The organism is Nesterenkonia muleiensis (genome assembly GCF_003600155.1).
Taxonomy (GTDB): Bacteria; Actinomycetota; Actinomycetes; order Actinomycetales; family Micrococcaceae; genus Nesterenkonia; species Nesterenkonia muleiensis.
This window is the reverse complement of the sequence record NZ_QWLD01000011.1, coordinates 1-26,307: the sequence shown is the minus strand read 5'-3', so window position 1 is coordinate 26,307 and position 26,307 is coordinate 1. Positions and strand designations below refer to the sequence as shown.

22 protein-coding genes are annotated in these 26,307 nt (G+C 63.4%); 10 read left to right on the top strand and 12 right to left on the bottom strand.

What is annotated here, in order from left to right; translation table 11 throughout:
- The first annotated feature begins 32 nt into the window (after positions 1-32).
- Entirely contained in the window at positions 33-1,391 is a 1,359-nt protein-coding gene (aceA, locus tag DVO78_RS03400) for an isocitrate lyase (RefSeq protein WP_120003411.1), read from the top strand.
- 41 nt (positions 1,392-1,432) lie between these two features.
- The gene (locus DVO78_RS03395) at positions 1,433-2,014 is read left to right on the top strand and encodes an aldolase/citrate lyase/malate synthase family protein (protein ID WP_120003410.1); all 582 of its coding nucleotides are present in this window, start codon (positions 1,433-1,435) and stop codon (positions 2,012-2,014) included.
- An 84-nt stretch (positions 2,015-2,098) separates the two neighbouring features.
- Here DVO78_RS03395 and DVO78_RS03390 read toward each other — a convergent pair whose 3' ends face one another.
- The 4 genes from DVO78_RS03390 to DVO78_RS03375 all read right to left on the bottom strand — a co-directional run bounded on the left by DVO78_RS03390 (position 2,099) and on the right by DVO78_RS03375 (position 6,815).
- Positions 2,099-3,046 carry a glycine betaine ABC transporter substrate-binding protein gene (locus DVO78_RS03390; RefSeq protein ID WP_238385122.1) on the bottom strand — a complete coding sequence of 316 codons (948 nt, stop codon included), beginning with the start codon at positions 3,044-3,046 and terminating at the stop codon, positions 2,099-2,101.
- A gap of 75 nt (positions 3,047-3,121) precedes the next feature.
- Positions 3,122-4,072, bottom strand: coding sequence for an ABC transporter permease (locus DVO78_RS03385; protein ID WP_120003409.1), 951 nt, complete (start codon positions 4,070-4,072; stop codon positions 3,122-3,124).
- A complete protein-coding gene (locus DVO78_RS03380) occupies positions 4,069-5,310 on the bottom strand; it encodes a quaternary amine ABC transporter ATP-binding protein (RefSeq protein ID WP_238385121.1) in 1,242 nt (413 codons plus the stop codon). The genes DVO78_RS03385 and DVO78_RS03380 overlap by 4 nt, the downstream gene beginning before the upstream one ends.
- 131 nt (positions 5,311-5,441) lie before the next feature.
- On the bottom strand, positions 5,442-6,815 hold the full coding sequence (locus DVO78_RS03375; RefSeq protein WP_120003408.1) for a CitMHS family transporter: 1,374 nt from the start codon (positions 6,813-6,815) through the stop codon (positions 5,442-5,444).
- A 178-nt stretch (positions 6,816-6,993) separates the two neighbouring features.
- On the opposite strand from DVO78_RS03375, the gene DVO78_RS03370 reads away from it, so the two are divergent.
- Positions 6,994-8,502, top strand: coding sequence for a helix-turn-helix domain-containing protein (locus DVO78_RS03370; RefSeq protein ID WP_120003407.1), 1,509 nt, complete (start codon positions 6,994-6,996; stop codon positions 8,500-8,502).
- A gap of 36 nt (positions 8,503-8,538) precedes the next feature.
- Here the strand turns inward: DVO78_RS03370 and DVO78_RS03365 are convergent, their stop codons facing one another.
- A complete protein-coding gene (locus tag DVO78_RS03365) occupies positions 8,539-10,320 on the bottom strand; it encodes a helix-turn-helix domain-containing protein (protein ID WP_162301556.1) in 1,782 nt (593 codons plus the stop codon).
- Positions 10,321-10,463: 143 nt separating this feature from the next.
- Between DVO78_RS03365 and DVO78_RS03360 the strand changes: the two genes are divergently transcribed.
- Both DVO78_RS03360 and DVO78_RS03355 read left to right on the top strand, forming a co-directional pair.
- Positions 10,464-11,582: an alcohol dehydrogenase catalytic domain-containing protein gene (locus DVO78_RS03360; protein WP_120003405.1), complete on the top strand. Its 1,119-nt coding sequence runs from the start codon at positions 10,464-10,466 to the stop codon at positions 11,580-11,582.
- 2 nt (positions 11,583-11,584) lie between these two features.
- Positions 11,585-12,997, top strand: a complete 1,413-nt coding sequence (locus tag DVO78_RS03355) for a solute carrier family 23 protein (RefSeq protein ID WP_120003404.1) — start codon at positions 11,585-11,587, stop codon at positions 12,995-12,997.
- 53 nt (positions 12,998-13,050) lie between these two features.
- On the opposite strand, the gene DVO78_RS03350 is transcribed toward DVO78_RS03355, so the two are convergent.
- Positions 13,051-14,361: an MFS transporter gene (locus DVO78_RS03350; RefSeq protein ID WP_157983839.1), complete on the bottom strand. Its 1,311-nt coding sequence runs from the start codon at positions 14,359-14,361 to the stop codon at positions 13,051-13,053.
- Positions 14,362-14,497: 136 nt separating this feature from the next.
- Here DVO78_RS03350 and DVO78_RS03345 point away from each other — a divergent pair, with 136 nt between their 5' ends.
- Both DVO78_RS03345 and DVO78_RS03340 read left to right on the top strand, forming a co-directional pair.
- Positions 14,498-16,255 carry a 5-oxoprolinase subunit B/C family protein gene (locus tag DVO78_RS03345; RefSeq protein WP_120003402.1) on the top strand — a complete coding sequence of 586 codons (1,758 nt, stop codon included), beginning with the start codon at positions 14,498-14,500 and terminating at the stop codon, positions 16,253-16,255.
- 20 nt (positions 16,256-16,275) lie between these two features.
- Positions 16,276-17,223, top strand: coding sequence for a DUF368 domain-containing protein (locus tag DVO78_RS03340; protein WP_120003401.1), 948 nt, complete (start codon positions 16,276-16,278; stop codon positions 17,221-17,223).
- A gap of 139 nt (positions 17,224-17,362) precedes the next feature.
- Here DVO78_RS03340 and DVO78_RS03335 read toward each other — a convergent pair whose 3' ends face one another.
- A complete protein-coding gene (locus DVO78_RS03335) occupies positions 17,363-18,637 on the bottom strand; it encodes an ATP-binding protein (protein WP_120003400.1) in 1,275 nt (424 codons plus the stop codon).
- A 224-nt stretch (positions 18,638-18,861) separates the two neighbouring features.
- Between DVO78_RS03335 and DVO78_RS03330 the strand changes: the two genes are divergently transcribed.
- Complete coding sequence (locus DVO78_RS03330) at positions 18,862-19,563, top strand: inositol monophosphatase family protein (protein ID WP_120003399.1); 702 nt, start codon at positions 18,862-18,864, stop codon at positions 19,561-19,563.
- A 44-nt stretch (positions 19,564-19,607) separates the two neighbouring features.
- Here DVO78_RS03330 and DVO78_RS03325 read toward each other — a convergent pair whose 3' ends face one another.
- The 3 genes from DVO78_RS03325 to DVO78_RS03315 form a co-directional block, all read right to left on the bottom strand.
- Positions 19,608-20,879, bottom strand: a complete 1,272-nt coding sequence (locus DVO78_RS03325) for a glutaminase (protein WP_120003398.1) — start codon at positions 20,877-20,879, stop codon at positions 19,608-19,610.
- Positions 20,880-21,034: 155 nt separating this feature from the next.
- On the bottom strand, positions 21,035-21,364 hold the full coding sequence (locus DVO78_RS03320; protein WP_120003397.1) for a nuclear transport factor 2-like protein: 330 nt from the start codon (positions 21,362-21,364) through the stop codon (positions 21,035-21,037).
- Positions 21,365-21,396: 32 nt separating this feature from the next.
- Positions 21,397-22,152 (bottom strand): SDR family oxidoreductase, encoded by a 756-nt coding sequence (locus DVO78_RS03315; protein WP_120003396.1) that lies wholly within the window; start codon positions 22,150-22,152, stop codon positions 21,397-21,399.
- Between the two features lie 67 nt (positions 22,153-22,219).
- Between DVO78_RS03315 and DVO78_RS03310 the strand changes: the two genes are divergently transcribed.
- Entirely contained in the window at positions 22,220-22,918 is a 699-nt protein-coding gene (locus DVO78_RS03310) for a TetR/AcrR family transcriptional regulator (RefSeq protein WP_120003395.1), read from the top strand.
- Between the two features lie 334 nt (positions 22,919-23,252).
- On the opposite strand, the gene DVO78_RS03305 is transcribed toward DVO78_RS03310, so the two are convergent.
- Positions 23,253-24,263 (bottom strand): NADP-dependent oxidoreductase, encoded by a 1,011-nt coding sequence (locus tag DVO78_RS03305; protein ID WP_120003394.1) that lies wholly within the window; start codon positions 24,261-24,263, stop codon positions 23,253-23,255.
- Positions 24,260-25,096, bottom strand: a complete 837-nt coding sequence (locus DVO78_RS03300) for an NAD(P)H-binding protein (protein ID WP_120003393.1) — start codon at positions 25,094-25,096, stop codon at positions 24,260-24,262. The genes DVO78_RS03305 and DVO78_RS03300 overlap by 4 nt, the downstream gene beginning before the upstream one ends.
- Positions 25,097-25,176: 80 nt before the next feature.
- Between DVO78_RS03300 and DVO78_RS03295 the strand changes: the two genes are divergently transcribed.
- Positions 25,177-26,133: an AraC family transcriptional regulator gene (locus tag DVO78_RS03295; RefSeq protein ID WP_120003392.1), complete on the top strand. Its 957-nt coding sequence runs from the start codon at positions 25,177-25,179 to the stop codon at positions 26,131-26,133.
- The last annotated feature ends 174 nt before the right edge of the window (positions 26,134-26,307 follow it).

Sequence of the window (26,307 nt, the reverse complement as noted above, 5' to 3'; positions counted from 1 at the left end):
ATGACGGACACCACGAATCGAAGGAGATTCACATGACTGAGACCCTTTCCACCCCCGCAGCACCAGCGCAGACTGCCGGTGACTTCACACCCGAGACCCGCGATGTGTTCGAGGAGAAGGTCCAGGCTCTGCAGAAGGACTGGGACACCAATCCACGCTGGGCCCAGATCACCCGCGACTACTCCGCAGAGGAAGTCATCAAGCTCCAGGGCACCGTGCAGGAGGAGAACACCCTGGCCAAGCGCGGCTCACAGAAGCTGTGGGCACAGCTGACCGAAGAGTACGCGGCAGGCAAGTTCACCAACTCACTGGGTGCACTGACCGGCAACATGGCCGTCCAGCAGGTCAAGGCCGGGCTGCGCGCCATCTACCTCTCCGGCTGGCAGGTGGCAGGTGACGCCAACCTCTCCGGACAGACCTACCCGGACCAGTCCCTCTACCCGGCCAACTCGGTTCCGGCGGTGGTCCGCAGGATCAACAACGCCCTGTTGCGCGCCGACCAGATCGAGTACCTGGAGGGCAAGCGCACCGTGGAGGATTGGCTGGTGCCGATCGTGGCCGATGCCGAGGCAGGCTTCGGCGGGCCGCTGAACGCCTACGAGCTGATGAAGCAGATGATCACCTCCGGAGCCTCCGGTGTGCACTGGGAGGACCAGCTGGCTTCCGAGAAGAAGTGCGGTCACCTCGGTGGTAAGGTGCTGATTCCCACCGGTCAGCACATCCGTACCCTGCAGTCGGCACGTCTGGCCGCCGATGTCTCCAACACCCCCAGCGTGATCATCGCCCGCACCGACGCCGAGGCGGCCACTCTGATCACCTCCGACGTCGATGACCGCGACCAGCCCTTCATCACCGGTGAGCGCACCGCGGAGGGCTTCTACAAAGTGAACAACGGCATCGAACCCTGCATCGCACGGGCCAAGGCCTACGCCCCCTACTCCGATCTGATCTGGATGGAGACCGGCACCCCGGACCTGGAGGTCGCCAAACGCTTCGCCGAGTCAGTGAAGTCAGAGCACCCGGACCAGATGCTGGCCTACAACTGCTCACCCTCGTTCAACTGGAAGAAGCACCTAGACGATGACACCATCGCCAAGTTCCAGCGGGAGCTGGGTGCCATGGGCTTCACCTTCCAGTTCATCACCCTGGCGGGCTTCCACGCCCTGAACTACTCGATGTTCGAGCTCGCCAAGGGCTACAACGCCGAGCAGATGAAGGCCTATGTGGAGCTGCAGGAGAAGGAGTTCGCCGCAGAGGCCGCCGGCTACACCGCCACTAAGCACCAGCGTGAGGTCGGCACCGGATACTTCGATGCCGTCTCCACCACCTTGAACCCTGAGTCCTCCACCACTGCGCTGAAGGGCTCCACCGAAGAAGGACAGTTCCACTAAGGAGTCTGCCTGCAGGCAGATCCGAGACAGGAGTTACGGCCATGAATACCGGACAGACCATCACCATCAACGGAATCACCCTCACAGGCCCGGCAGTGGCTCGGCAGAATGAGCTGTTCACCGCAGCGGCACTGGAATTCCTGGCCACGCTGCACAAGGAGTTTGGCCACCGTGTGGCGGCCCTGGGACTGAAGGTGGGGACACACTCCGCCAAAGGCTGGCAGGAGCTGGTGGACCGGCATCTGACTGAGCCGCCGAGCAGCTTCATCAGCCCGCGGCGGCTCTCACGGGCCGAGGACCGGATTCTGTGCGGCAGCGGCCCGATCTCAGCCGGGATCGTGGACTTCGGCCTGCATGTCCACCGCAACTCCCGCCGTCTGCTCAGCGAAGGCCGTGCCCCGTTCGTCTCCCTGCCGGGAACCGAGGGTGAGGAGGAGCTGCAGCTGTGGCAGGAGCTTTTCACCCGCGCCGAGGATCTGCTGGACCTGCCTGAGGGCACTATCCGCGCCATCCACCTCAGCGCTGGGGAGCCGGATATGGACGACGACGAGGACGGCCAGGCCTCCAATGCCGCGGTCCTGATATCACGAACCGCTCAGGGAGCCCACGTCAGGGCGGCCTGAGTCAAGAGCCTGCTGCGCCCCCGAGGATTCGAGGTCCCTCGGGGGCGCAGTGGTGTCTATGCAGTCACTCAGCAGAGGCGGTGATCAGTTGATCAGTTCGTCCACCAGATCCTGGTTGTTCTCCACCCAGACCTCTGCACCTTCGATGCCGCCGTACTCGTTGACGACCAGGTCTTCGAGCTCGGCGTACTCGTCGTCGGTCAGTTCGAAGCTGCTCATCCACTCAGCGACCTCGGGGAACTCGGTGGAGAACTCGGCGTTGGCCACCAGGTTCAGTGTCTCCTCAGCACCCAGATGACCCTCGGGGTCCTCCAGGTCCTTGAGGTCACGCTCTCCGTCATAGGCCCAGAACGGACGCCACAGGGTCACCACGATGTCCTCCTCGTTGTCCAAGGCATCGTCGAGGGTGGCCATCATGGCTGCCGTGGAGGATTCCACCAGCTCGAAGTCCTCATCCAGCCCGTACTCGGGGAAGACGGTCCCGGAGGTGGTGTCCATGTGTCCGGAGCCCGGCTCGATGCCGATGACCTGGCCGTCGAAGAGGTCGGCGTTGTCCGGAAGGTCAGCGATGGAATCGACATCGGTGTAGCCCGGCACGGCGAGGGTCAGCACAGCACCTTCGTAGTAGTGGCCGAGGTCCTCGAGGTCATCGCCGTGCTGATCCATATAGTTCTCATGGGTCACCGGCAGCCAAGCGGAGGGGTAGACGTGGATGGCGCCATCTGCCAGGCCCTGGTAAAGGGGTGCTGCGTCGGTCAGATCCATGATCTCGATGTCATAGCCCTGCTCCTCCAAGATCACCTGCCAGAGGTAGGAGGTGGACTGGCCATCAGTCCAGCCGTCCACGTAACCCAGAGTGATGGTTCCGCCGGCGGCCTCGCCGTTGTCGCCGTCGTCGGTCTCCTCGACACCGTTCTCGTCGGGGTCCTCGCCGTTGGCGTCGTCGTCTCCATTGTCGCCGCAGGCGGCCAGCGTGAGTCCGAGCATCGAGAAGATGGCAGCGGACTTCAGGAATTTCGATGAGGTGCTCATGATGTCCTGATTCCTTCCGTTTTCAGTTGGGGTCGGTTTCTCTACAGAGTCCCGCCACATGGGGCGGGCAGATTTTCAGGTCGTCGGAGAGCCGGTAGCGGCCTTATCCTCTGCCGTCTCCTCAGTCTGGACAGGAGCGGACTTACGACGGCGCAGCAGCTTGGCCAGGACGCCCTCGCCACCGCCGATCCCCGCGGTGACCCGGTCGAGGTAGATGGCCAGCATGACCACAGACAGGCCGGCGTCGAAGCCCAGTGCCAGGTTGAGCTGGCTGATGGCCCGAACCACCTCGGTTCCCAGTCCGCCAGCGCCGACGAAGCCTGCGAAGACGGCCATCGACAGTGCCAGCATGATCACCTGGTTGACCCCAGCCATGATGGTCTTGGCCGCCAGCGGCAGCTGGACGCGGAAGAGGATCTGTGCGGGAGTGGAGCCGAAGGCGTGTCCGGCCTCGACGACTTCGGCATCGACCTGCCGGATGGCGAGCTCGGTGAAGCGCACACCCGGGGGCAGGGCAAAGATCAGCGTGGCGAAGATTCCAGCGGTCATGCCCAGGCTGAACATGGCCAGAGCGGGGATGAGCCACACCAGGGCGGGCATGGTCTGCATCAGGTCCATCACCGGCCGAATGATCCTGGAGGCGATCTGGCTCTTGGCGGCCAACACTCCCAGTGGTATGGCGATGATCAGCGCGATGGCGGCGGCTACAGCGACCAGGGCGAGAGTCTCCAGCGCCTCGTTCCACTGGTCCACGGTGATGATGAAGAGCATCAGCCCCACGGTGCCCAGCGCAAGTTTCCAGTTCCGCACCAGCCAGGCGATGGCTGCCAGGATCACGGTGAGGATCAGGGCATCGGGTATGGCGAGTATCTCTGCCAGACCGTCGGAAATATAGGCGACGGTGCTGCCGACCCAGTTGATGGCGCTGTCAAAGGTGTCCTCGAACCACTCGAACCCGGCCTCGAGCCGTTCGCCGACCTCTATGCGGGGGACTATGGTGCTTTCGGTCTCGTCTGCGCGGATCATGCGGGAGCCTCCTCAAGGATGGTCCGGACCGCGCCCTCGGCGCTGGTGTCGGCCAGGGCGTTGAGCAGGGTGACCCGGGGGATCACCCCGTGCAGCCGGCCGTGATCGTCGACCACGGCCAGCCCGGCGGCGTGCTGGGAGGCAGCACCGATCAGCTCGGCCAGCAGTGTGCCGGGCAGAGTGGCGGGCATCTGCCGCAGCAGTCCGGTCAGTCCCTCAGCGCCGGCAGCCACGGCGGCGGCGACGTCGTCCTCGTAGACCACTCCCTGCAGATGCCGGGTCTGGTCGACCACGCACAGGGCGCTGGTCTGGTGTTCGCGCATCAGGCGGTGGGCTGCCCGCGGACCCTGTCCCGCACCCAGCACAGCGACCGGCGGTTCCATGATCTCGCCAGCGGTGAGCACCCGGGTGCGGTCCACCTCTTGGATGAACTGGGCCACGTAGTCGTTGGCCGGATCGTTGAGGATCTGTTCTGTGGTGCCGATCTGGACTATCCTGCCATCGCGCATCATCGCGATCCGATTGCCCAGCCGCATCGCCTCGTTGAGGTCGTGGGTGATGAACACGATCGTCTTGCCCAGCTGCTGCTGGAGTTCGAGCAGCTGATCCTGCATCTCCTTGCGGATCAGCGGGTCCAGGGCGGAGAAGGCCTCGTCCATGAGCATCAGGTCGGTCTCGGCGGCCAACGCCCGGGCCAGCCCGACCCGCTGGCGCATGCCGCCGGAGAGCTCATGGGGGAAGGAGCCGCCATAGCCGGCCAGGCCGACCATGTTCAGCGCCTCTTCGGCCTTTTTCTCGCGGTCGCTGCGGCTGATGCCCCGGACCTCCAGGGCATAGGCGGCGTTCTGCCCTACGGTACGGTGTGGCATCAGGGCGAAGTGCTGGAAGACCATGGCGATCTTCTCCCGCCGGATGCTACGAAGCTGCCGGGGGCTGACATTGGTGATGTCTTGGCCGAAGATCTTGACAGTCCCGTCAGTGGGCGGCTGAATCCCGTTGAGTGTGCGGATCAGGGTGGACTTCCCGGAGCCGGAAAGGCCCATCACCACGAAGATCTCCCCAGGGGCGACGTCGAAGGACGCATCGATCACCGCAGCCATTCCCTGGGACTTCAGCTCATCGCGGGTGGCACCCTCTTTGAGCCGCTTCACAATCGTCTGCGGCCGTCTGCCGAAGGCCTTGTAGGCATTCTGCACACTGACCGCAGGCGCAACATTATTACTCGCGGTGTCAGTCAAAACGTGGGCTCCTCAGGTGCGTGAATTCATCTCTTAACTTATCAAACGCAAAAATAACGCTGAGTAAATTCGTAAATCGTGACCTTTCTCACCCGTGGGGCGCCCAAGTTGACTCAGGGCTGCCACCAGCGCTAGGTGATGCTGATGATGCCCAAGAGCATGGCGGCTCCCAGCATCAGGACGGAGAAGCCCCACACGATGAAGAAGGAGTACCGCAGGTGCTCGCCCAGGTTGGCTCCGGCCAAGCCCAGGGCCAGCCACAGGGCGGGGGAGAACGGGCTGACGAAGGTGCCGATGATATTGCCGATCAGCATTGCGTGGGCGATCTCCATGGAGTCGGTGCCGAATTGAGTAGCGGCGGCGTCCACCAGCGGCAGCACTGAGAAGTAATAGGCGTCAGTGGAGGTCAGCAGATCCATCGGGACACCGATCAGGCCCATGGCGATGTGCAGATTCGGTCCCAGCTGCTCGGGCATGACTGACAGGGTGGACAGCGCCACAGACTCCAGCATTTCAGATTCGTTGAGAACGCCCAAGAAGACCGATGCCGCCAGGATGACAGCGCCCATCATCAACGCGTTCGGGGCATGGGCCCGGATGCGTTCCATCTGCAGGCTGGAGCCTCGGAAGTTCAGCGGCAGCGCAAGGGCGACGCCGAGCATGAACGCAAACTGCGGTGGCAGGATATCGGCGAGCATCATGGTCACAATGGCCAGGGCCAGAACGACATTGGCCCAGTAGACCCAGCGTGCGGAATTCATTCTGTCGACGATGTCGGCGCGCTCCTCGCGTTGCCTTTCACTGAACGCATCGGCGATGCCACGGACGTTGACATCTTCTGCGAGTTCGATGTCTCCGGCAGCAACCCGGCGACTGATCCGCCGGCTTTCACGGATGCCCAGTAGCACTGCGATGATCACGACCACAACAACACCGACTATCTGCAGCGGGATCAGCGGCCGGTAGAGGGCCACCGGATCGATGCCCTGCACCGAGGCGGCGCGGCCCAGCGGACCGCCCCAGGGGATCATGTTGACGATGCCGGCGGAGATCGCCAGCAGCAGCAGAAGCAGGTACCGGCTCATATGCAGTGCCTTGTACAGCGGCAGCAGGGCTGGGACCGTCAGCAGGAACGTGGTGGCTCCAGCACCGTCGATATGCGCCACCACGCCGATCAGCGCAGTGCCGACTGTCACCAGGATCACCTTGCCGCGGGTGGCCAGGATCAAGCCCCGGACGATGGGGTCGAACAAGCCAGCATCAGTCAGAATGCCGAAGAACAGGATGGCGAAGATGAACATCACGGTGACATTCATGACCTGGCTGACCCCGGAGTCCATGAACTCGGTGATGTCGCTGATGCTGAAGCCCAGCAGCAGCGCACCGAGGAGCGGGGTGATCACCATGGCGACCACCGGTGAGACTTTGTTCCACATCAGCAAACCGACGGTGACGGCGATGATTCCGAGACCGCCGAATGTCAGCAACGTTGATGGCTCTTCCATGAGCGCACGCCTTTCATATGGGCTGGGTCAGTGACCGAGGGCCCACAGAGGTCCGCTCGGCGGTTCGCCCATACCCTAGCCGGAAAATGTTGCATGGGTCATATCAGTGTCAGTTTCGGACGGTACCTGGCCAATGAGACCTCCGGTCACCCATCACGGCTGCCGTACACTCATTGATATGCGAGCAGCGGAGCCCGCCCCGAACCAGCAGCCCGAGTCCTCCCGCGCTCACCTGCGTGCGGTGGAGGATCAGGACGACGGCGCCCTGGACCTGATTGCCCTGGGCCGCCGGGTGCGCCACCTGCGCAAGAAGAAGGGGATGACCCTCGACGATGTGGCCGAGCAGGTTGGCACCGCCCCCAGCCAGCTTTCGCTGCTGGAGAACGGCAAGCGCGAGCCCAAGCTCTCTCAGCTGCAGCAGCTGGGCAGAGCGCTGGGGGTGAGCATGGATGATCTGGTCGGCGCAGAGCCGCCGTCTAAGCGTGCCGCACTGGAGATTGAGCTGGAGAAGACGCAGCGCGGACCGCTCTACGCGGCACTGGGCCTGCCCGCTGTCAGGATCTCCAATCGTCTGCCGATGGATGTGCTGGAGTCCCTGGTCTCACTGCAGCGGGAGCTCAAGCGGCGGCTGGAAGAGCAGGCCGCCACCCCGGAGGAGGCCCGGCGGGCCAACACCGAGCTGCGCGAGGAGATGAAGGCCCGCAACAATTACTATCCGGAGATCGAGGCTCAGGCCGCAGAGCTGCTGGAGGCGGTCGGTTATAGCTCCGGACCGCTGGGCCACCATCTTGCCGCCCAGCTGGCTGAGCATCTGGGGTTCTCCATCCGGTTCGTCCCCAATCTGCCGAACTCCACCCGGTCGGTGACCGACCAGCGAAATAAGGTCATCTTCCTCACCCAGGGCCGCTCCCGGGACTGGGATGCCCGGTCTGTGCTGCTGCAGGCCCTGGGCCATCACGTGCTGGGCCACACTGAGCCGGCCGACTACTCCGAGTTCCTCAGCCAGCGGGTCTATACCAACTACTTCGCCGCCGCGCTGCTGATGCCCGAACGCGCTGCGGTGGAGTTCCTCTCCAGCGCCAAGAGTGCCAAGGAGCTGGCTCTGGAGGACCTCCGGGATGCCTTCGCGGTCTCCTACGAATTCGCTGCCCACCGCTTCACCAACTTGGCCACTGAGCACCTGGGCATCACCTGCCACTTCCAGAAGGTCCATGAGTCCGGGATCATCCATAAGGCCTATGAGAACGACGGCGTCAGCTTCCCGGCTGACCACTCCGGAGCCATTGAGGGCCAGACGGTGTGCCGTCGGTGGACTTCCCGCGAGGTCTTCGACGTCAAGGACAAGTTCCGCTCTTTCAACCAGTACACCGACACCCCGGCCGGCACCTACTGGTGCACCGCCCGCACGGAGGGCCATTCCTCGGGCATGTACTCGTTGTCGATCGGGGTGCCGTTCGAGCACGCCAAATGGTTCCGCGGCAGGGACACCTCCTCCCGCTCAGTCTCCGGCTGCCCGGAGGACCCCACCTGCTGCCGTACCCCGCCGGCCGATCTCGCCGAGGTGTGGGAGGGCAACGCGTGGCCGGCCACCCGGGCCAATACCCACCTGCTGGCCGCCATGCCGGAGGGAGCTTTCCCCGGTGTGGACACCACGGAGGTCTACCGGTTCCTGCAAGACCACAGCTGAGCGCATGTGGAACGGTCTCACCCAGCGCAGAGTCGGTTAGTTGCCGTTGACCGCTGCGGAAAGGGCCCAGGCCCGGAGGCTCAAGTGCACGTCGAGCGACCGTGGCGCGGCGTCCCAGTCGGGCCCCAGCAGTCTGGTGATGGTGTCCAGGCGCTGCCTGACGGTGTTGCGATGCATGAACATGGTCTCTGCGGTGCGGTCGATGCGCTGATCAGCGTCGAAGTATGCCAGTGCCGTCGCGGTCAGAGACGTGTCGCGTCTGGTGTCGTAGTCCACCAGCGGTGTGATCTCTGCTGTCAGATTCACCTCGCCTGATTCTGCAGCAAGATGCACCACAGTCCCCACAAGCCCTAGGCGGGTGGCATCGATCATTCCGTGCTGGCGTGAATAGCGCAGCACAGCCATTCCTGTCTGCGTCATCCGCCAGAATGCCGGAAGCTCAGTCACTGAGTCCATCGGCCCGGCATACGCAGCCCGACTTTCGCCGGCGAGTGTCTTGAGATCCTGGAAGCTCTCCACCCACTCGGGGGAGGAGAAGACCACACAGAGGTTGCCGTCCACCGCTGCCAGAAGCCGGGTCCCGGGAAGCTGCCGGACATTGCGTTGCACCTCTCGCTGATGAGCAGAAGGGTGGGCGATCGTTGCTACCCAGACCTGATCACTGGAGGTCAGACCCCAATGTCGGAGTCGTCGGTCTAGTCTGGAACGCGGAATCTGCTCTCCCCTGAGCAGCTCATCGAGAACATCCAGCTGCGCCCGGTACTGGGCGTCCTCCTCTGCGCGGAGAAATAGCAGCACCAGGGCGCAGTGCGATGCGGCACGCTCCAGGAGGGTCTGCTGAATGTGAGTCAGCGGTGTGCCTACCCACAGATAGCCCAGGGCGGCGTCGCCGGACTTTACAGGTGCGATGACGCCGCTGCGGCGCCCGGTGTCACCGTGCTGTTCGAGGTCCAACGGCACCGAGCGTCCCGCACGGTCAACCGCGCGCATGCCCCGCTGCAGGATCTCACCGCCAGGTGGGTCTGTGCTCAGCTCGTCAAGACGGGTCCCCGCTTTCTGGCGCATCCCCTCAGGGACGACGACCGCCAGCTGCTCGCCCCGTTCATTCAGCAGGGTGACCGGAAGATTCAGCGTCCCGGCGGTGACTTCCAGCACTCCCTCGGCGGAGGGTCTCTGCAGGACGGCGTGCATGAGTTCTTCATCGAACCGGGCAATCTCGGTCAGCGAGAGCAGCTCCTGCTTGTTTTGCGCATTCGTCAGACTCAGCAGTTCGGCGTCGCGCAGTGCCTGAGCATTTTTTTCGGCATTGTCCAGGGCCACGGCGGCGTGCTTGCCGAGTGAGTCGACCGTGCTGACCTCGTCGGGACTGAAAACACGGTGAGAGCGTTCGGCGACCATGAGCGCGCCGATCACCCGGCCACCCACCAGCAGCGGTACACCCATGATGGTGCGCACCCCTTCTCCTGCGACAATCCGGTCGATCTCCGGAATATGCGAAACAGAGGTGTCGGGTAGGTAGTCAGTGGTCTGGTACGGAGCTTCCCCGGCGGCGACCAGGCCTAGGATCCCCGTGCCGATCGGCATCCTGATGGTGCGGTAGGCGCTGGTGGCCACCCCGTCAGACTGACGGATGTATGTGGTGCCCTCGGTGTGGTCGTTGAGGCTGATGTAAGCCATATCGGAGCGGACCAACTGCCGTGTGCGGCGCACGATGGAGGCCAGGACGGACTCTACGTCCCGGAGGCTGGAAAGTTCAGCTGCTGTATCCAGCAGAGCGCTCAGCAGAGCCTCCCTGTCCGATGTGGACATGTTCATCATGCACATAGTCTAATCCGAAACATAGCCTGCATAAACATGCTCTGAGGTAGAACATGGCCATCCACTACTGGTTGTATCTCAGGGTATGCCTTGTGATGCCAGTCACCAGGTTGTCGAAAGATAGAAGAGAGGACATGAATCGGATGAGGATCACTGGTGCAGTGTTGGAGGAGATCGGCCGCGAAGGGCCCTATGCGAATTCGCAGCCGATCAGCATCAGCGAACTTGACCTCCAAGCGCCCCGATCTTCTGAGCTGCTGGTACGCATGGAGGCAGCCGGCGTCTGCCACTCCGACCTCTCGGTGGTCAACGGAGATCGGGCTCGGCCGGTGCCCATGCTCCTGGGCCATGAGGCGGCAGGGATCGTGGACGCCGTCGGCGAGGACGTTGAGGGTATCGAGGTCGGTCAGCGGGTGGTGATGACCTTCCTTCCGCGCTGCGAGAGCTGTGAGCACTGCGCTGAGCAAGGGCGACTGCCGTGCACCCCCGGGAGCCGGGCCAACGCCGAGGGCAGGATGCTCTCTGGTGGGAGCCGGCTGACCCGCGGCGGGGAACTGGTGCATCACCACCTGGGCGTCTCCGGGTTCGCTGACTATGCCGTGGTCGATCAGGCAAGTGTGGTGCCGGTGGGCTCCGATGTTCCCCCAGAGGTCGCCGCAGTGCTGGGGTGTGCGGTACTCACAGGCGGCGGCGCTCTGCTTAACGCCGCCCAGCCGCGGCCCTCGGACACCGTGATGATCGTCGGGCTCGGCGGAGTCGGCATGGCAGCCCTGCTCACCGCTGTGGCTGAGCGCTATAAGAAGGTCATCGGCGTCGACATGGCCGAGGACAAGCTCGACCTTGCCCGCGAGGTCGGCGCCGACGAGGTGTACACCCCGCAGCAGATCCAGGAAAAGGGCATCACCGCTCACCACGTGATCGAATGCGCTGGGAACCCACGCGCCTTCGAGACTGCCTTCGGCGCTACGGGAGTGGGCGGACGCACTGTGACGGTTGGCTTCCCCCATCCGGAGTCCACTGCCGCGATCCCCCCGGCCATCATCACAGGGGAGGCTCGGTCCATCATCGGATCCTACCTGGGGTCTTCGGTGCCCAAGCGGGACATCCCGCATTACGAGCAGCTCTGGCGGGAAGGACGGCTGCCGGTGGAGCGCCTCATCACCTCACGAATCCCTCTGGCTGACATTAACCGGGCTATGGACGACTTATCGGCCGGTAAAGCTGTTCGGCAGATCATCACCTTCGACAGACAGGAAGCCTGACCATGTCCCAGATCACCGAGGATCCCGGCTCTGGCGCCGGCGAGGATCCCAAGAGGCCCAACCGCTCCGGACATCCCAGTACCACCCCGCACTGGAAGGTCGGTCCCTTCGAGGTCCGGCTGCCGTTCGTTCACTACCGGTTCGAATGGGCGGACTACACCCAAGGACTGTTCATGTGCGCGGTGGACCTGGCCGCCATCCCGCTGATGGTCAGCCTGCTGGGTATGCCGTTCGAGGTGGCGCTCGCGGTGATCCTGATCAACGGCCTGCTCTACCTGACCCACCACCTGCTGGGGGACCCGGTCGTGCCCGGCTGGATTACGCCTGCGATTCCACTGGTCATGGCCTACTGCGAGACCTTCCCCGAAGGCGAGGAACGAATACACGCTCTTATCTCGTTCCAGATCCTGCTGGGGCTGTTCTCCATCGCGTTGGGCGTCACCGGGTTGGCTCGCCGGGTGGTCAAGGCCATTCCGGCGGCGATCAAGTCCGGTGTGCTCATCGGCGCCGGCATCGCCGCCGTCCAGCGCATCTTCGACGAGGGCGGAGAGTTCCACGATTTCCCCGTCACCATCACGGTAGCCGTCGGGCTCGCCTTCTTCCTCATGTACTCCCGGGGGTTTTCCTCCTGGCGTGCACGCAACCGGTTCGCCATGCAGATCGGCAAGCTCGGGGTCCTGCCCTGCATCCTGGTGGCTGTCGTGGTGGCACCACTGGCCGGGGAAGCGGAATGGTCCCAGGTCGAGTGGGGCATCATCCAGCCTGACTTCATCACCCTGTGGCAGGAGTACACGGTCTTTGGACTCGGTATGCCGCCGGTGGAGATGTTCCTGATGGCGATCCCCACCGTGCTGGCCACCTACATCGTGGTCTTTGGCGACTCGCTGCAGGCGGACGGGCTGCTCAAGGAGGCCAATAGAGCCCGGCCTGACGAGCACATCGACTACAACCCGGATCGGGCGCACATGATCTTCGGTGCACGCAATGCGCTGATGGGGGTCATCGGTCCGGACGTTGCGATGGCCGGCCCGGTCTGGGCGGCGATGCAGGCTGTGGTGGTCGAGCGCTACAAGGACGGCAGGAAGGCCATGAAGTCACTCTTCGGCGGCATGGGCTCCTTTCGCTGGGGCACCAACACCGGCCTTCTGCTGCTGCCGATCGTCACCCTCGTGGAGCCCATCCTGGGCGTGGCGATGGCGCTGACCCTGCTGATCCAAGCGTTTGTGAGTGTCCGGATCGGCATCATGGAGTCACGCAGTCAGCGAGACCTGGGCATCGCCGGAATCACCGCTGGCACTCTGGCTCTCATGGGAGCAGCCTGGGGTCTGGCTGCTGGTGCGCTGCTGTGCCTGCTCATCTATGGGCGCCGCTTTCTCTCCGGCGAGGACGATGGTACCTTCGCTCGGAAGGATTGAGGCCGTTAGGGGTGTTCGTCTCCGGCCGTGGCGATCCCGCCCTGGAGCTGAGTTCAGGCCGAGGGCGTCTTGGCGCTGGGGGCGGCGTCGTCCCCGTCGTCGTCTTTGTCGGTGGGCGGCACCAGCGGCATCACACCGGTGGCGTCATTGACCCAGTGCTGAGCACGACGCCGCGCCACACCTTGCCTCACCGAGTACTTCCCGTGCACCAGCCAGTACATCAGGATCGTCAGCAGCACCACGCCCACACATCCGGCGTACATCACGTGATAGCCCCAGTTCTCCACCAGGGGCCCGAGGAAGAGTGGGGCGAACCCGAAGCCGATGTCCATCATGATGAAGAAGGTGGAGATCCCGATGCTGATCCGGTGGGTGCGCAGCTTGGAGGCGATGATCGCCTGGATGGCCGGCAGCAGCGAGCCGAATCCGAACCCGGCCAGCACTCCGGCGGCGATCATCACGCCCTGATTCGGAGACCAGGCCAGCAGGCTCATGGAGACGGTGAAGGTGGTCAGCGCGGGGAGGATCACCGCGTTGTCGCCGAAGCGGTCCTGGACCTTGCCCATGAACAGGCGGGTGATCAGCATGGTGGCCGAATAAACCACAAAGTACAGGCTTGCCCCGCCGGTCATGCCCAGGGACTGGGCGTAGCCGTTGAGGAAGGTCATCACCGAGGCGAAGGTGATGCCCATCAGCATGGCCACCACCGCGATGGAGAAGGCCCGCGGCTCGATGATGTCCGAGGGCCGCAGCCTCAGCTTTTGGCCCAGGGTGGTCCCGCGACGCTTGACCTCCGGGGTCTCGATCAGGCACGCGGCCAGGAAGGAGATCGCGGAGATGATGGTCACGGCGATGAACACCCCGTCGAATCCGAACCGCCCGGAGAGCTCGATCGCCAGCAGCGGCCCCAGGGCAGGTGGCAGCGAATTGGCCAGCAGGTAGTAGCCTGAGCCCTCGCCGCGGCGGGTTCGCGGAATGATGTCGAAGACTGCGGCGGTCAGCGCGGTCTGTCCGAAGCCTAGGGCGATGCCGTGGATCACCCGCAGCACCAGCAGCCATTCATAGGAGTCCACGCCCAGGTAACCGATTCCGGCCAGTGTGAACAGTCCCAGGCAGATCACCAGGATCCGTTTCCGGCCCAGGGTATTGACGTACTTGCCGGCGAAGAACCGGGCGCACAGAGCCCCGATCACAAAGGCGCTGGCGGCGAAGCCGGCGGCAGTCTCCCCTGCGCCGAACTCGCTGGCGGCATAGACTGCCATTCCGGTCACCAGAATGAAGAACGAGGTGGTGATGGCGAGGTTGATCAGGATCGCCAGGATGAAGTTCCAGCTCAGCAGCGGTTCTTTCGTATCCTGATTCACATGGTTGATTCTTTCACGAGGGAGTGGCAGTGGATTCGGATTTCACCATCGGCCTCAGCGCCGGTGCCGGCCAGGCATTGGCTGCCTGGCCGATGAGTGACGCTGCCGCTGGGCCGCGCGATGAGAGTGACCGCTGATGCCTGACTCCGTGCGCCCGGCTGGGCAGCGTGCGCTGCTGGCCGAATTCGGCACTCCGGCCGAGGTGTTGGCCTTCCACCGGCAGCTGAGCGAGAAGCCGGTGCCTGGGCAGCTCGAGGTGATTCCTGCCGCACGCACCGTGCTGGTGGCCTTTCGCACCCGCCACCATACGCAGGAGGCGGCAAAGCAGCTGCGGCGGATGCGCACCAAGCCTGCCAACGTGGAGACCGGCCGAGAGCTGGAGATCCGGGTGCACTATGACGGTGCCGATCTGGAGCGGCTGGCCTCAGACTTAGACATGAGCCCCCAGGCGTTCATCGACTGGCACAGCTCCACCCGCTGGGTCGGGGCCTTCGCCGGCTTCGCCCCGGGATTCACCTACTGCCTGCCCCATGCGCTGGCCGCCCGACGCCGCCCCCGAAAGTCTGAGCAGCCGCCTGTGGTGCCGCGGCTAAAGACCCCGCGCACCGAGGTGCCGGCCGGGGCGGTTGCTCTGGGAGGCGAGTTCTCCGCCGTCTATCCCCGCGCCAGCCCCGGAGGATGGCAGCTGATCGGCACCACCGATGCCTCCATGTGGGATATCGGCCGCAGGGCCCCGGCCCTGGTGCGTCCCGGGGACACCGTGCGCTATCTGCCCACCACAGAGATCATCACGGTGACTGAGCCCAAGCAGGGAACCGTCCGCGGGCAGGTGCCTGCAGGCGATGCCGTGGTCGATGTGCTCAGCCCCGGTCCGCAGACCCTGATCCAGGATGCCGGAAGACCCGGTCACAGCGGGCTCGGCGTTCCACATTCCGGGGCGGCCGACGCCCAGGCGCTGCGGCAGGCGAATCAGCTGGTGGGAAATGATGAATCTGCGGCCGGGTTCGAGGTGCTCTACGGCGGGTTGGAGCTCTCGGTGCGGCAGACCTCCGTGCTGGCGGTCACCGGTGCCCAGACCGGGCTTGAGGTGGCCACTCCAGCGGTCCCGGAGACCTCGAACATGGCGGTCAGCGGGACAGGTGCTGCGCTGAAGGCAGGGGACCCGGACGCCTCAGCACCGGAGAGGGTGCGGGAGGTGCCGCTGCGCGCCCCGTTTTTGATGTACCCGGGGGAGAGGCTGCGTCTGGCCCCTCCTGAGCGCGGCATTCGCAACTATGTGGCCGTCTCCGGAGGGCTGGCCAGCCCCACGGTGCTGGACAGCGCGTCCACGGATCTGCTCTCCGGGCTGGGGCCGGCGCCGGTGAGTGCCGGGGAGACCTTTGCGCTGGTCGGTGTCCCCTCAGGGTTTGTGGGCATCGCCGATGTGGCCCGCACCGCATTGCCGGAGCCGGAGACCTCCACCCGGCTGCGGTTCGTTCCCGGCCCGCGCGAGGACTGGTTCGCCGCCAAGGGCGCAAATCCCGGACTGGAGGTGCTGCAGTCACTGACCTGGGAGGTCTCCGAGGACTCCAACCGCATCGGGATCCGCCTCACTAGTCCCACCGGCGGGGGTGCCCCGCCCGGTTCTCGGCCGGCTGCACAGGCGCCGGAGCCGCCGATCCAGCGCACTCACACCGGGGAACTGCCCAGTGAGCCGGTGGTCCGCGGTGCCATTCAGATCCCAGGGTCAGGGGAGCCGATCGTTTTCCTGGCTGACCATCCGGTGACCGCCGGGTACCCGGTGATCGGCGTCGTCGTGCGTGAGGATCTGGGGCTGGCCGCTCAGTTGCCGCCGGGCACCAGAGTCCGCTTCCAAGCGGTGACTCCCGACGCGCTGGATCCGCTGACAGGCTGAGCCGCAGGTAAGCTTCACAGGTGACTCATTCCCCCTCTGCGCACGACGACGCCGCCCACCCGCCCGTTGCGGAGTACCGCCGCACCTCCGTGCCGGGAAACCTGATCCGAGGCGGCCTGATCGGCGTGGTCGAGACCATCCCTGGTGTTTCCGGGGGCACCGTGGCATTGGTGGTCGGGATCTACCGGCACCTGATCGATTCCGCCTCGGCCATGGTCTCAGCTGCGCGCAGGCTGATCACCGGCCCGGACCGCCGCAGGGGCTTCGCTGGGCACATGGCGGGTGTGCAGTGGCGGGTGGTCATTCCGGTGGTGATCGCCATGCCGGTCGGACTGCTGATCGCGGTGCAGTTCGTCGGCGACTGGGTGGAGAACCACCCGGAGCTGACGCGTGCGGCGTTCTTCGGCATGGTGCTGGTCTCCATTGCGGTGCCGCTGCGCATGGCTCGCCGCTCTGCCGGAGGAGCGTTGCCGCTGAGGATGTGGTTGTATTCCCTGGCCGCGGCAGCAGTGGCCTACGTTCTGGTCTCGCTGCCGCCGGGCCAGATGGAGCCGCAGTGGTGGATTGTGTTGCCGGCGGCTGCGGTGGCGGTCTCAGCTCTGCTGCTGCCGGGCCTCTCGGGGTCCTTTCTGCTGCTGACCTTCGGACTCTACGAGCCCAGCATCGCTGCCGTCCGCGACTTGGACCTGGGGTATATCGGGGTGTTCGCGGCCGGGATGCTGATCGGCATGGTCAGCATCATCAAAGGGCTGAAGTGGTTGCTGGACCATCATTTCACTGTGACTATGGTGGTGCTCACCGGGGTCATGTTCGGCGCTCTGCGCACCCTGTGGCCCTGGCAGGACGAGGACCGCACCCTGCTCGCCCCCGATGACCTCCTGCTTCCAGCTCTGGGGCTGGGGGCTGCCGGAGCCGCCGTGGTGGGTCTACTGGTCCTCCTTGACGCCCGCATGTCGCCCCGCCACTGAAGCTTGCTGCGATTTCGCAGCATAGAGTGCTGCAAAATCGCAGTGTTTGCCGTGGGTAGCTCCCCTCACCTCCAAGGATAGACTCATCAGCATTGCCTCACGCCGAATCGACCCAGGCCCGCAGCGCACAACGGAGGGGTTAGAGACCTAGCAGCGCGAGCGGAACTACCCCGATGCCGTCGTCGCGTCGGTAGGCTGCGGGGCCTGTCGTGATAATGATCGCGTCAGTGAGACGGTTGCCCAACTTCGTTTTCAGCCAGTGCAGGTGTTTGAGATCCTCCCGGGAAACACGGCCGGAGAGCTTGACCTCTATGGCCACTACGCTGCCGTCGTACCCTTCCACGATGAGGTCAGCTTCATGATCCCCATTGCGCGTTCGTAGGTGGTAGACGTCGGCTTCGGCCGCCTGTGCGTAGACGCGTGTGCAGAGGGCGGCAAGAGATTCAAAGAGGTTCCCTGCGATTGTCCCGTACGGAGGTGTGATTCGCGGAGTGTCTCCACGCATCAGTTTGGCTGCGGTGAGGCCTAAGAGCCGTGCTGCGAACGCAGGGTCGGCGAGGTGGTGCTTGGGGCTGGTGCTGAGTCGTCCGAGGTCCGCAGTCCGTGGGTTCCAAGCGTCGATCGGGTCAAGGATCCATATCTGCCGTAACAGCTCGCGGTAGCGTGTGACCGTTTCATGGGCGGGTTTGTCCGGTTCTCCGGGGGTGGCCCGTTCCAGAATGGCTTTGAAGCTGGCGGTGGTACCAGATGCTGAGGCATAGGCCCTCAGCCAGTCCATGAGCAGCGCGCGCCGTCTGACAGTCTGACCGAACTCCTGGATATCGCGTTCTACGAGATTTTCCAGATAGGAGTCCAGCCGCAGTACCAGGTTGCGGCGGTTGAGGCCCCGGAAGTTGGGTATGCCAGAGGCAATAGTCTCTGTGACGTATTGTTCAAAGTCCACCTCTGAGTACCCGTCGATTGCTGCCGGTGCTTGATAGAGCAGCTCTCGGAGGCTCACCGTCGGTTCCCCGACTCCTCGTTCACTCAAGGCCATGGGGCGCATCCGCATTCGCACGATTCGCCCAGCGCCGCTGTGCGCCGTGGCACCTGGTGCCGGGTTAGCGCTGCCAGTGAGGAGAAACTGGCCGCCTTCTCCATCGTGGGCGTCGACCGCACGTCGGACGGCGTCCCAAATGGGAGGTGCCTTCTGCCATTCGTCAATGAGCAGTGGCTTCTTTCCGCGGAGCATCACATGAGGTGCCTCTGCTGCGGCTTGCTGGACTGTAGGGTCATCGAGGGAAATGCTGCTGTGGGCATGTTGCAGCGCTGTGGTGGTTTTGCCCACGAACTTGGGCCCGTCAATAGCGATGGCTGGGATGTGGGGCAGGAGCGCATCCAGCTCGTCGTCGAAGACGCGGCGAATGTACTTCACAACAACCCCTGGAACTCTTAAGTCTAGTATTAGCAGAACAGCTACCTGAACTTTAGCAGGAAATGAATTCTAGTAATAGCAGGTAGGAACCTATTGATAATCCCCCCATTTCGGTGACGAGAAGCAAGCGGGTGTAACGGCATTCCAGGATTCCGGCTGTGTGGGATGCATACGCCCACTCATGACGGTGCCAGCGATCGACAACACCGCTAAACTGACCAACGATGACTCACACGGACTCTGCCCAGGCGCGCAGCGCGCTCGAAGGTGCCCATGACCTCATCCTCAGCTTGATGCCGCAGCTGGATCAGCTGCGCTCGCAGGTGACGATCAAGGGCGACGACACCCCGGTCACTGCCGCGGATAGGCTTGTCCAGTCTGAGCTGGAGTCCTACCTGCGCACTCAGTTCACCGATCTCACCTTCGTGGGAGAGGAGGATGAGGCCGGCTGGGACCAAGAGCCCGCCGGCTGGGTCGCGGTGGTGGATCCCATCGACGGCACGGAGAACTTCGCCTCCTCACTGCCGGAGTGGGGGACCGCAGTCTCGATCTTCACAGACGGAGACCACGCGGCCAGCATGATCACACTGCCGGAGCTGGGCAGAAAGATCATCTCCGGCGATGAACTCCGCTACGGCAACTCCAGGATCACCGCGTTCTCCTCCGGCATCAGTGAGGAGCTGGTGCAGCAGATCGCTGAAACCCCTCAGTCACGACTCTTCGGCGCGGCGGTCTATAACCTCTACAACGTGATCATCGGCCGGGTCCGCCGGTTCGTCAACCCGGTGGGCGCCTACTCCTGGGATCTGCTGGCCGGACTGCAGCTGGCCCTTGAGCACGGCTGCTCCGTGACCGTCGACGGCGCCCCCTACAGCGGTCACTACCTGGAGCCTGGGATCACGTACCGAGTCGACATCACCCGGTAGCTGGAACACAGGTGGTGCGATCGCTGCGTCGATTGCGGTTCGTCCTAGTCGGAGTTCTCTTCCAGTTGTTGAGTACTCCAGCGGGTGATCGGACGTCCCTGGCTGTCCTGGAAGTCGGTGACGGTGTTTTCGGGGTCGATGAGGATGATCCGGTGCCCTTCGTCAATGAGTTTTGTCGCTGTCTCCGATGAGGTGCGGCGTGCCACGGGCAAGACCTCGTCGACGCGGGTCATGTCGAAGATGACGATGTCGGTTGAGGGAGGGTTTTCGATGATTTCGCGCACAAGCGATTCGATGCTGCTGAGTACCATGTCGCCTTGGAGGACGTAGATCGTGGCCGGCTGCCCTTCGATCGTTGCTGTTCGTATTTCTCTCAGGGAGGACCGGGCGGGTCTGCCGGTCTCCATCAGGTGCAGACCGAGGTCTTCGGAGAGCCGTTGCATCATCTGGACTCCTCGTGCGCTGTTGCCGTGGGGATCAAGGCGTGGTGAGAACACCGCGACTCCGATCTGGCCGGGCAGCACGCCCATGATACCGCCGGCGACCCCGCTCTTGGCAGGGATGCCTACAGTGGTCAGCCAGTCTCCGGCAGCGTCATACATTCCGCAGGAAGCCATCACACTGAGCACGTGTTTGGTGCCTTTTCTGCTGAACACTCGCTCACCGGTATTGGGCTGGGTGCCCGCATTGGCCAGTGTCGCAGCCATCAGGGCTAGATCGCGCACCGTCACCGATGCCGCGCACTGGCGGATATAGCCGGCGACCGCCGCTGGGGGATCTTGTGTCAATCCGCCTGAGGCGTGCAGCAGGTAGGCCAGCCCAAGGTTGCGGTCCCCGGTGGCCAGCTCAGAGGAAGCAACCGCCTCGTCGATGCCCACCTGCCGCTGGGCAAGCTGCGAGAACAGCCCAAGCATACGATCCACCGCAGGCACCTCATCATCTGCGATAAGTGCATGTGCTGCGATGGCGCCGGCGTTGATCATCGGGTTGCGGGGCTTTCCGGTCTCCGGGTCCAACGAGAGTTCGTTGAAGGCCTCCCCGCTGGGCTCCACACCGATGTGCTCGAGAACGGCCTCCAGCCCATGGTCTTCGATGGCCAGGGCATAGGCGAAGGGCTTGGACATCGACTGGATGCTGAACCGGTGGTCGGTGTCGCCGCTGGCGTAGACGGTTCCGTTGACCGTGCACAGTGCGACAGCCACACTTTCGGGATCGGCTGCCGCCAGCTCCGGTATGTAGTCAGCCAGGGCGCCAGAATTGATGTCCTCTGTCTGCTCGATGATGGTGTCGAGGTAATCAAGAATCGGTGATCGCATGAGGTTTCACTTCCGGGTCGGCGGTTTCCGGCACACAAGGCGTCCACTTCCCACTCCGGACCTCCGTGGGCTGGGTGATGGCACGGTAGCGCCAGCGGACTTCATAGGTGAAGCGCCGCGGTGGCACCACCGCGCCCGGTTGAAATGGGAGACGTTCAGCCTTCGCGGATGGTCATTTTCACGATCTTCTCGTCCTGAGTGCTGAAGGCGAACCGGCTGCGCCCGTTGGCATGGTTGCTGCGCCAATCACCGATCACCACGAGCTCGCCGGCATCGTTGAAGACTTCTTCGGGTGTCAGGGTGCCTAGAGCACCGACGAACTCCTTGTCGCTCCAGGCTTTGATCTGGTCGCGTCCGACGAAGGTGCGCCCCCAATCGTCGACCGTACCCTCGGCTGTGAACGCGTTGAGGAACCCTTCTTCGTCGTGCTGGTTGACAGTGTGGATGAACGAGGCGACGGGCTCGGGAATACTGATGTCAGTCATGGTGTCTCCTTGATCAGGATGGGGTTGTTGGGTTAGCGGGTAGTGTAGCCGCCGTTGGCGAAGATCGTCTGACCGGTGATCCACCAACCCTCGGTGGCCAAGAACTTGACGATGGGCGCGATGTCCTCGATCTGGGTGAGCTGGCTTCCCATAGCCTGCGACTTGTGGAATTCCACGCGTTCTGGGGTCTCCTGTCCGTAGAAGAACGGCGTGTCCATGGGGCCCGGCGCCACGGCTGTGACGGAGATTCCCCGACCGGCGAATTCCTTGGCCCCGGCGCGGGTGAAGTGCTCGACAGGACTCTTGCCACCTGCGTAGGTGGAGTAGCCATCGGTGAACGCTGCAAGCAGAGAGGTGAGGATGGTGATGATCTTGCCGCCCTCAGCAAGGTGCTGACCTGCTTCTTTGATGAAGAAATACGCGGACTTGGCGTTGATGTCGAACATCGAATCATATTCGTCCTCAGTGGTCTCCACCATCGGCTTTCGCAGCACCTTGCCCACGGTGTTGACCGCGACATCGATGGTACCTATCGCCGATGCTGCCTCGGCGAACAACTTCTCAACATTGACCGGTTTCGTCAGATCACCTGAGAGCAGCACTCCCTGGACACCTGCTGCCTCAACATCGGCCAATGTCCCCTCCGCCTCAGGGCGAGTGGCATCAGAGTTGTAATGAATCGCGACGTTCGCCCCCGCTTGAGCCGCTTGACGGGCAATAAGACCGCCGAGGTTTTTGCCGCCCCCTGCGATCAGAACGTTCTTGGCGTTGAGCGTGTGATCAGTCATGACGAAATCCTCCATGTGTCGTCGCTATGTAACTATATATCGATGATACACAAGGTACTGTAGCACTATGACAGAGACATCGCACAGCGATACACGCACGCGGTTGTTGAACTCCGCCGCCGACATGATCGCCGCCGACCCCGGCGAGGACTTCTCGCTGCGTGCAGTCTGCGAGGCCGCAGGGGTGAAGATGCCCACGCTGTATCACTTCTTCGGCAGTAAGCAGGGTCTGATCGAAGCGGTCATCGAACGTGGTTTCGACATGTACCTGGAGGCGAAAGCCTCGACCGAGTCCTCTGGAGATCCCATCCAGGACATCCGGGGCGGCTGGGACGCCCACGTCGCATTCGGACTGGAGAACCCGGGTTTCTACACCCTGATGTACGGCAAAGTCCGGCCCGGCTATTCACCGGCAGCGCAATCAAGGCCCAGTGAGATCCTCCGTTCCATCACGCGCCAAGCCCACAAACAGGGGCGTCTGGTCGTGACCGCCGAGCAGGCCGCCGCCCATGTGCTGGTCACCAACATCGGCGTCACACTGCGCCAAATCGTGGTGAACGAGGAAGACCGGCAACTGTCAATTGCGGTACGGGAAGGTGTCATCGCCGCGATCACCGGCGGTACGGCATCTGGCGACCAAAGAGGATCCGCGAACATTTTGATCGAGGAGGCCGCCGCCCACCCCGAAGCCCTTGGCCCCACGGAAACACGGCTCTTCATCGAATGGGCCGAACGCCTGAAACGAACCCCACAGAACCCTGGATAAGTGAGACCGGATCGTGACGCAGCCCCTTGTAGTTCCAGTGCGGTGGTGACAATGGTGGGGTTTCATGTCCCCTACCAGGAGAGTTCCTGGCGCGGGCGCACCTGAACCTCGATCAGCTGAGAGCGCGCGACGTCGCCGGTGAACAGTGATGTCCTATGCTCTGTGGTGTTCTTCTGCTCCGCCGTGACGAATCCTCCTGTTCCGTGTGGATCGATGGTTCTGGTGGAGACTCTACTCTCGAGCGCCAGGTGGCGGAGTAGTCGGAAGGCGCTGGTCGTCTCCAGGAACGAGCGTCCGCACCCTCAACGGGTGCGGTGTCATGTGGCTTCTTCGTTCATAGCCGAACGAGCATCTTGCCGATGTTGGTTCCGTCGAACAGGCTGAGGAACGCTTTTGGTGCTTGGTCGAGACCATCGATCACAGTTGACTCGGCGCGCAGGCTCCCCTCAGTCAGCCACGCGGTGGCTTGTGGGATGTACTCGTCGAAGACGCTGAGGTGGTCGCTGATGAGCATGCCGCGCAATGACAGTCGCTTTGCATAAACGCGGAAGAAGTCAGGCGGACCGGAGATGGGAGTCGGGGAGTTGTAGCCGCTGATGGCTCCGATGAGCGCTATACGGCCGTGCTCGTTGAGCACGTCAAGAGCTGTGTCGAGGTGATCGCCTCCCACGAGGTCGAGGTAGACGTCGATCCCTTCAGGTGCAGCAGCACGGAGCTGGCCGGTGAGGTCGCCTGCCGTGTAGTCCAAGGCGGCGTCGAATCCGAAGTCCCTGCGGATCTGCTCGGCTTTGGTCTCACTCCGGACAGACCCGATGACTTTCGCTGCACCTTCGATGTGGGCGAGCTGCCCAGCGATGCTGCCGACAGCGCCGGCTGCGGCCGAGATGAACACGACGTCGCCCTGGCTCACCGGGGCGATCTCTTTTAACGCGACATAGGCGGTGAGTCCGGTCGTGCCCAGGACTCCGAGGTAGTCCTGTGACCGGGCGAGGTCGGTGTTGACCGCAATGACGCCTTCTCGGCGGAGAACAGCGTGACTGCGCCAGCCTGCGAAGTGGGAGACGACCGTGCCTACCGGCAGCGATTCATCGCGCGATGCCGTGACCAGGCCGATCGCGCTGCCCTCTAGTGCAGATCCGATGGTAAACGGTGGCATGTAGGATTCGACATCATCCATGCGCCCGCGCATGTAGGGATCCACCGACATCCAGGTGTTTTCTACAAAAACTTCGCCAGCAGCCGGTTCAGGAAGGTCGACCTCGACAAGTTCGAAGTCGCCAGGTAGGGGAAGACCCTGTGGACGGGATGTCAGGCGAATCTCGTGGCCTGTGGGAGTCGTGTTCATCGAGCCCACCTGCCGTTGCCGACGGTGTCGGCGATATAGTCGGCGAAATCCAGGGGCTCACGTCCGAGCGCTTGTTGAACACCCTCAGAGAGATGGGCATCCTCACCGCTGCGGATAAGGTCGCTCAGGCCTACGACTCCCTCGGCGGTTCCCGGTGGATAGTGATGCTCAATCAGGTGATCGCGATAGGAGCTGGAATCAAGGGAGCGGGATCGAATTGAGCGTCCTGTCGCCGCGGTGATAGCCTCAACAGCCTCGCCGACTGAGAGGGTGCGGGCACCCGTGAGCGCGTAGTGCTCTCCGGCGTGACGATCATCGGTGAGAGCTGCTGCCGCGACCGCTGCAATGTCCCGGGTGTCGACGAAGGGATGACGCCCTTCCCCGGTGCCATGGAGAAGTTCACCACCGGCTATCCCTTCAGCGAAGAACGACTCTTCGCTGAAGTTCTGCGCAAACCAGACAGGCCGCAGAATCGTCCAGCCGAGTCCGGACTCACGCACAATATCCTCACGAGCCAACGCCTCGGCGATCTTGAGGTCGGTCCATTCACGGGCTGAGAGCAGCACCAGGCGTTGGACTCCGGCCTTCGCCGCGAGGTCGGTGAACGCAGCGAGTCGTTCATTGCCACCTGGTGCTTCATGGGGCAGGAGATATATGCCGTCAGCACCGGTGAGGACTGGATCCCAGCTGGTCTCGTCCTCCCAGTCGAATCGTAGGGTTCCGCGGCGCGATGCTTCTCGGAGATGGTGGCCGGTCTCGCGCAACTGTGCTGCGACATGCCTTCCGGTTTTGCCGGTGGCTCCGAGAACAGTGATGGTCTGTGGTGTCGTCATGACCCCATTCCACCAACGATTTGTGAGACGGAGAATAGCTTAGGGTCTCACTTTGATGCGCAGGCGTCTAAGATTGACGCATGGACGCTCTGACCAACATCCTCAGCCACATCCGCTCCGCGGGGGCCTTGCTCGGTAAGAACCTCATGACCCCGCCGTGGTCGATCCGCTTCACCGATGGCGCCTCGATCACTCTGCTGACCATGTTGCGTGGCGAGGCGTGGGTGATCCCCGACGACGACGCACCTGTTCGGCTGCAGAACAGGGATCTCGCCGTCGTCAACGGGTCACGGTCGTTTCTACTGACCAGCGACCCTCACGTGAGTGTTGAACCCTTCTATGTGTTCGCAGAAGAAGGCACCTGTACAGACGCAGCCGGCAATCTCCTCGCTGATGAGGAGATTTGCCTGGGTGTGAGGACCTGCGGCACGCAGCTGGAGGCCGAGCATGCTCTGCTCACCGGTTCATACACCACCACAGGCCGGATCGCCGAGCGGTTGATGAGCTCGCTCCCTCGGGTACTCGTGGTTCCTCACCAGCAGCAGCGATCGTCGCATCTATCGCTGCTCGAGGCGGAGATCGTCCTCGAGGAAGCCGGCCAGCAAGCCATACTTGATCGGCTCTTGGACCTCGTCCTGATCGGCACTCTACGAGACTGGCTGGCACTGCCTGAGGCCTCACCGCCCGGTTGGCACCGCGCCGCCACCGACCCGGTCGTGGGAGCCGCCCTCACCGCGATTCACAACGCGCCATCGCAACCTTGGACCGTCGAGACGCTCGCCGATGAGGCTCAGGTCTCCCGAGCTACCCTCGCCCGAAGATTCAGCGAGGTGATGGAGGAATCACCCATCGCCTATCTCACCGGATGGCGACTCAGCATGGCAGCCGATCTCCTCGAACGTAGTCAGGACACGGTCGAATCCATCGCCCGTCAGGTCGGGTACTCCAGCGCATACGCTCTCAGCGCTGCTTTCACCCGCGAGTTCGACATCAGACCAACCCAACATCGTACGATGACGGCAGACGCTGGATGCTAATGACCCGGGCCCCACCAGAAGATCCCTGCTCCTTGGGTGGGTGCGTGAGCTCAGTGCAGACTGGTCATTCTTTACACGATAAAGAATCACTTCCATTTGCGCTGTTCGAGGGGGACTGTGGATTTAACGGTGTTTCCGGCCTGACACGCCGGGTGTGAGTTCGGCGGGGAAGGT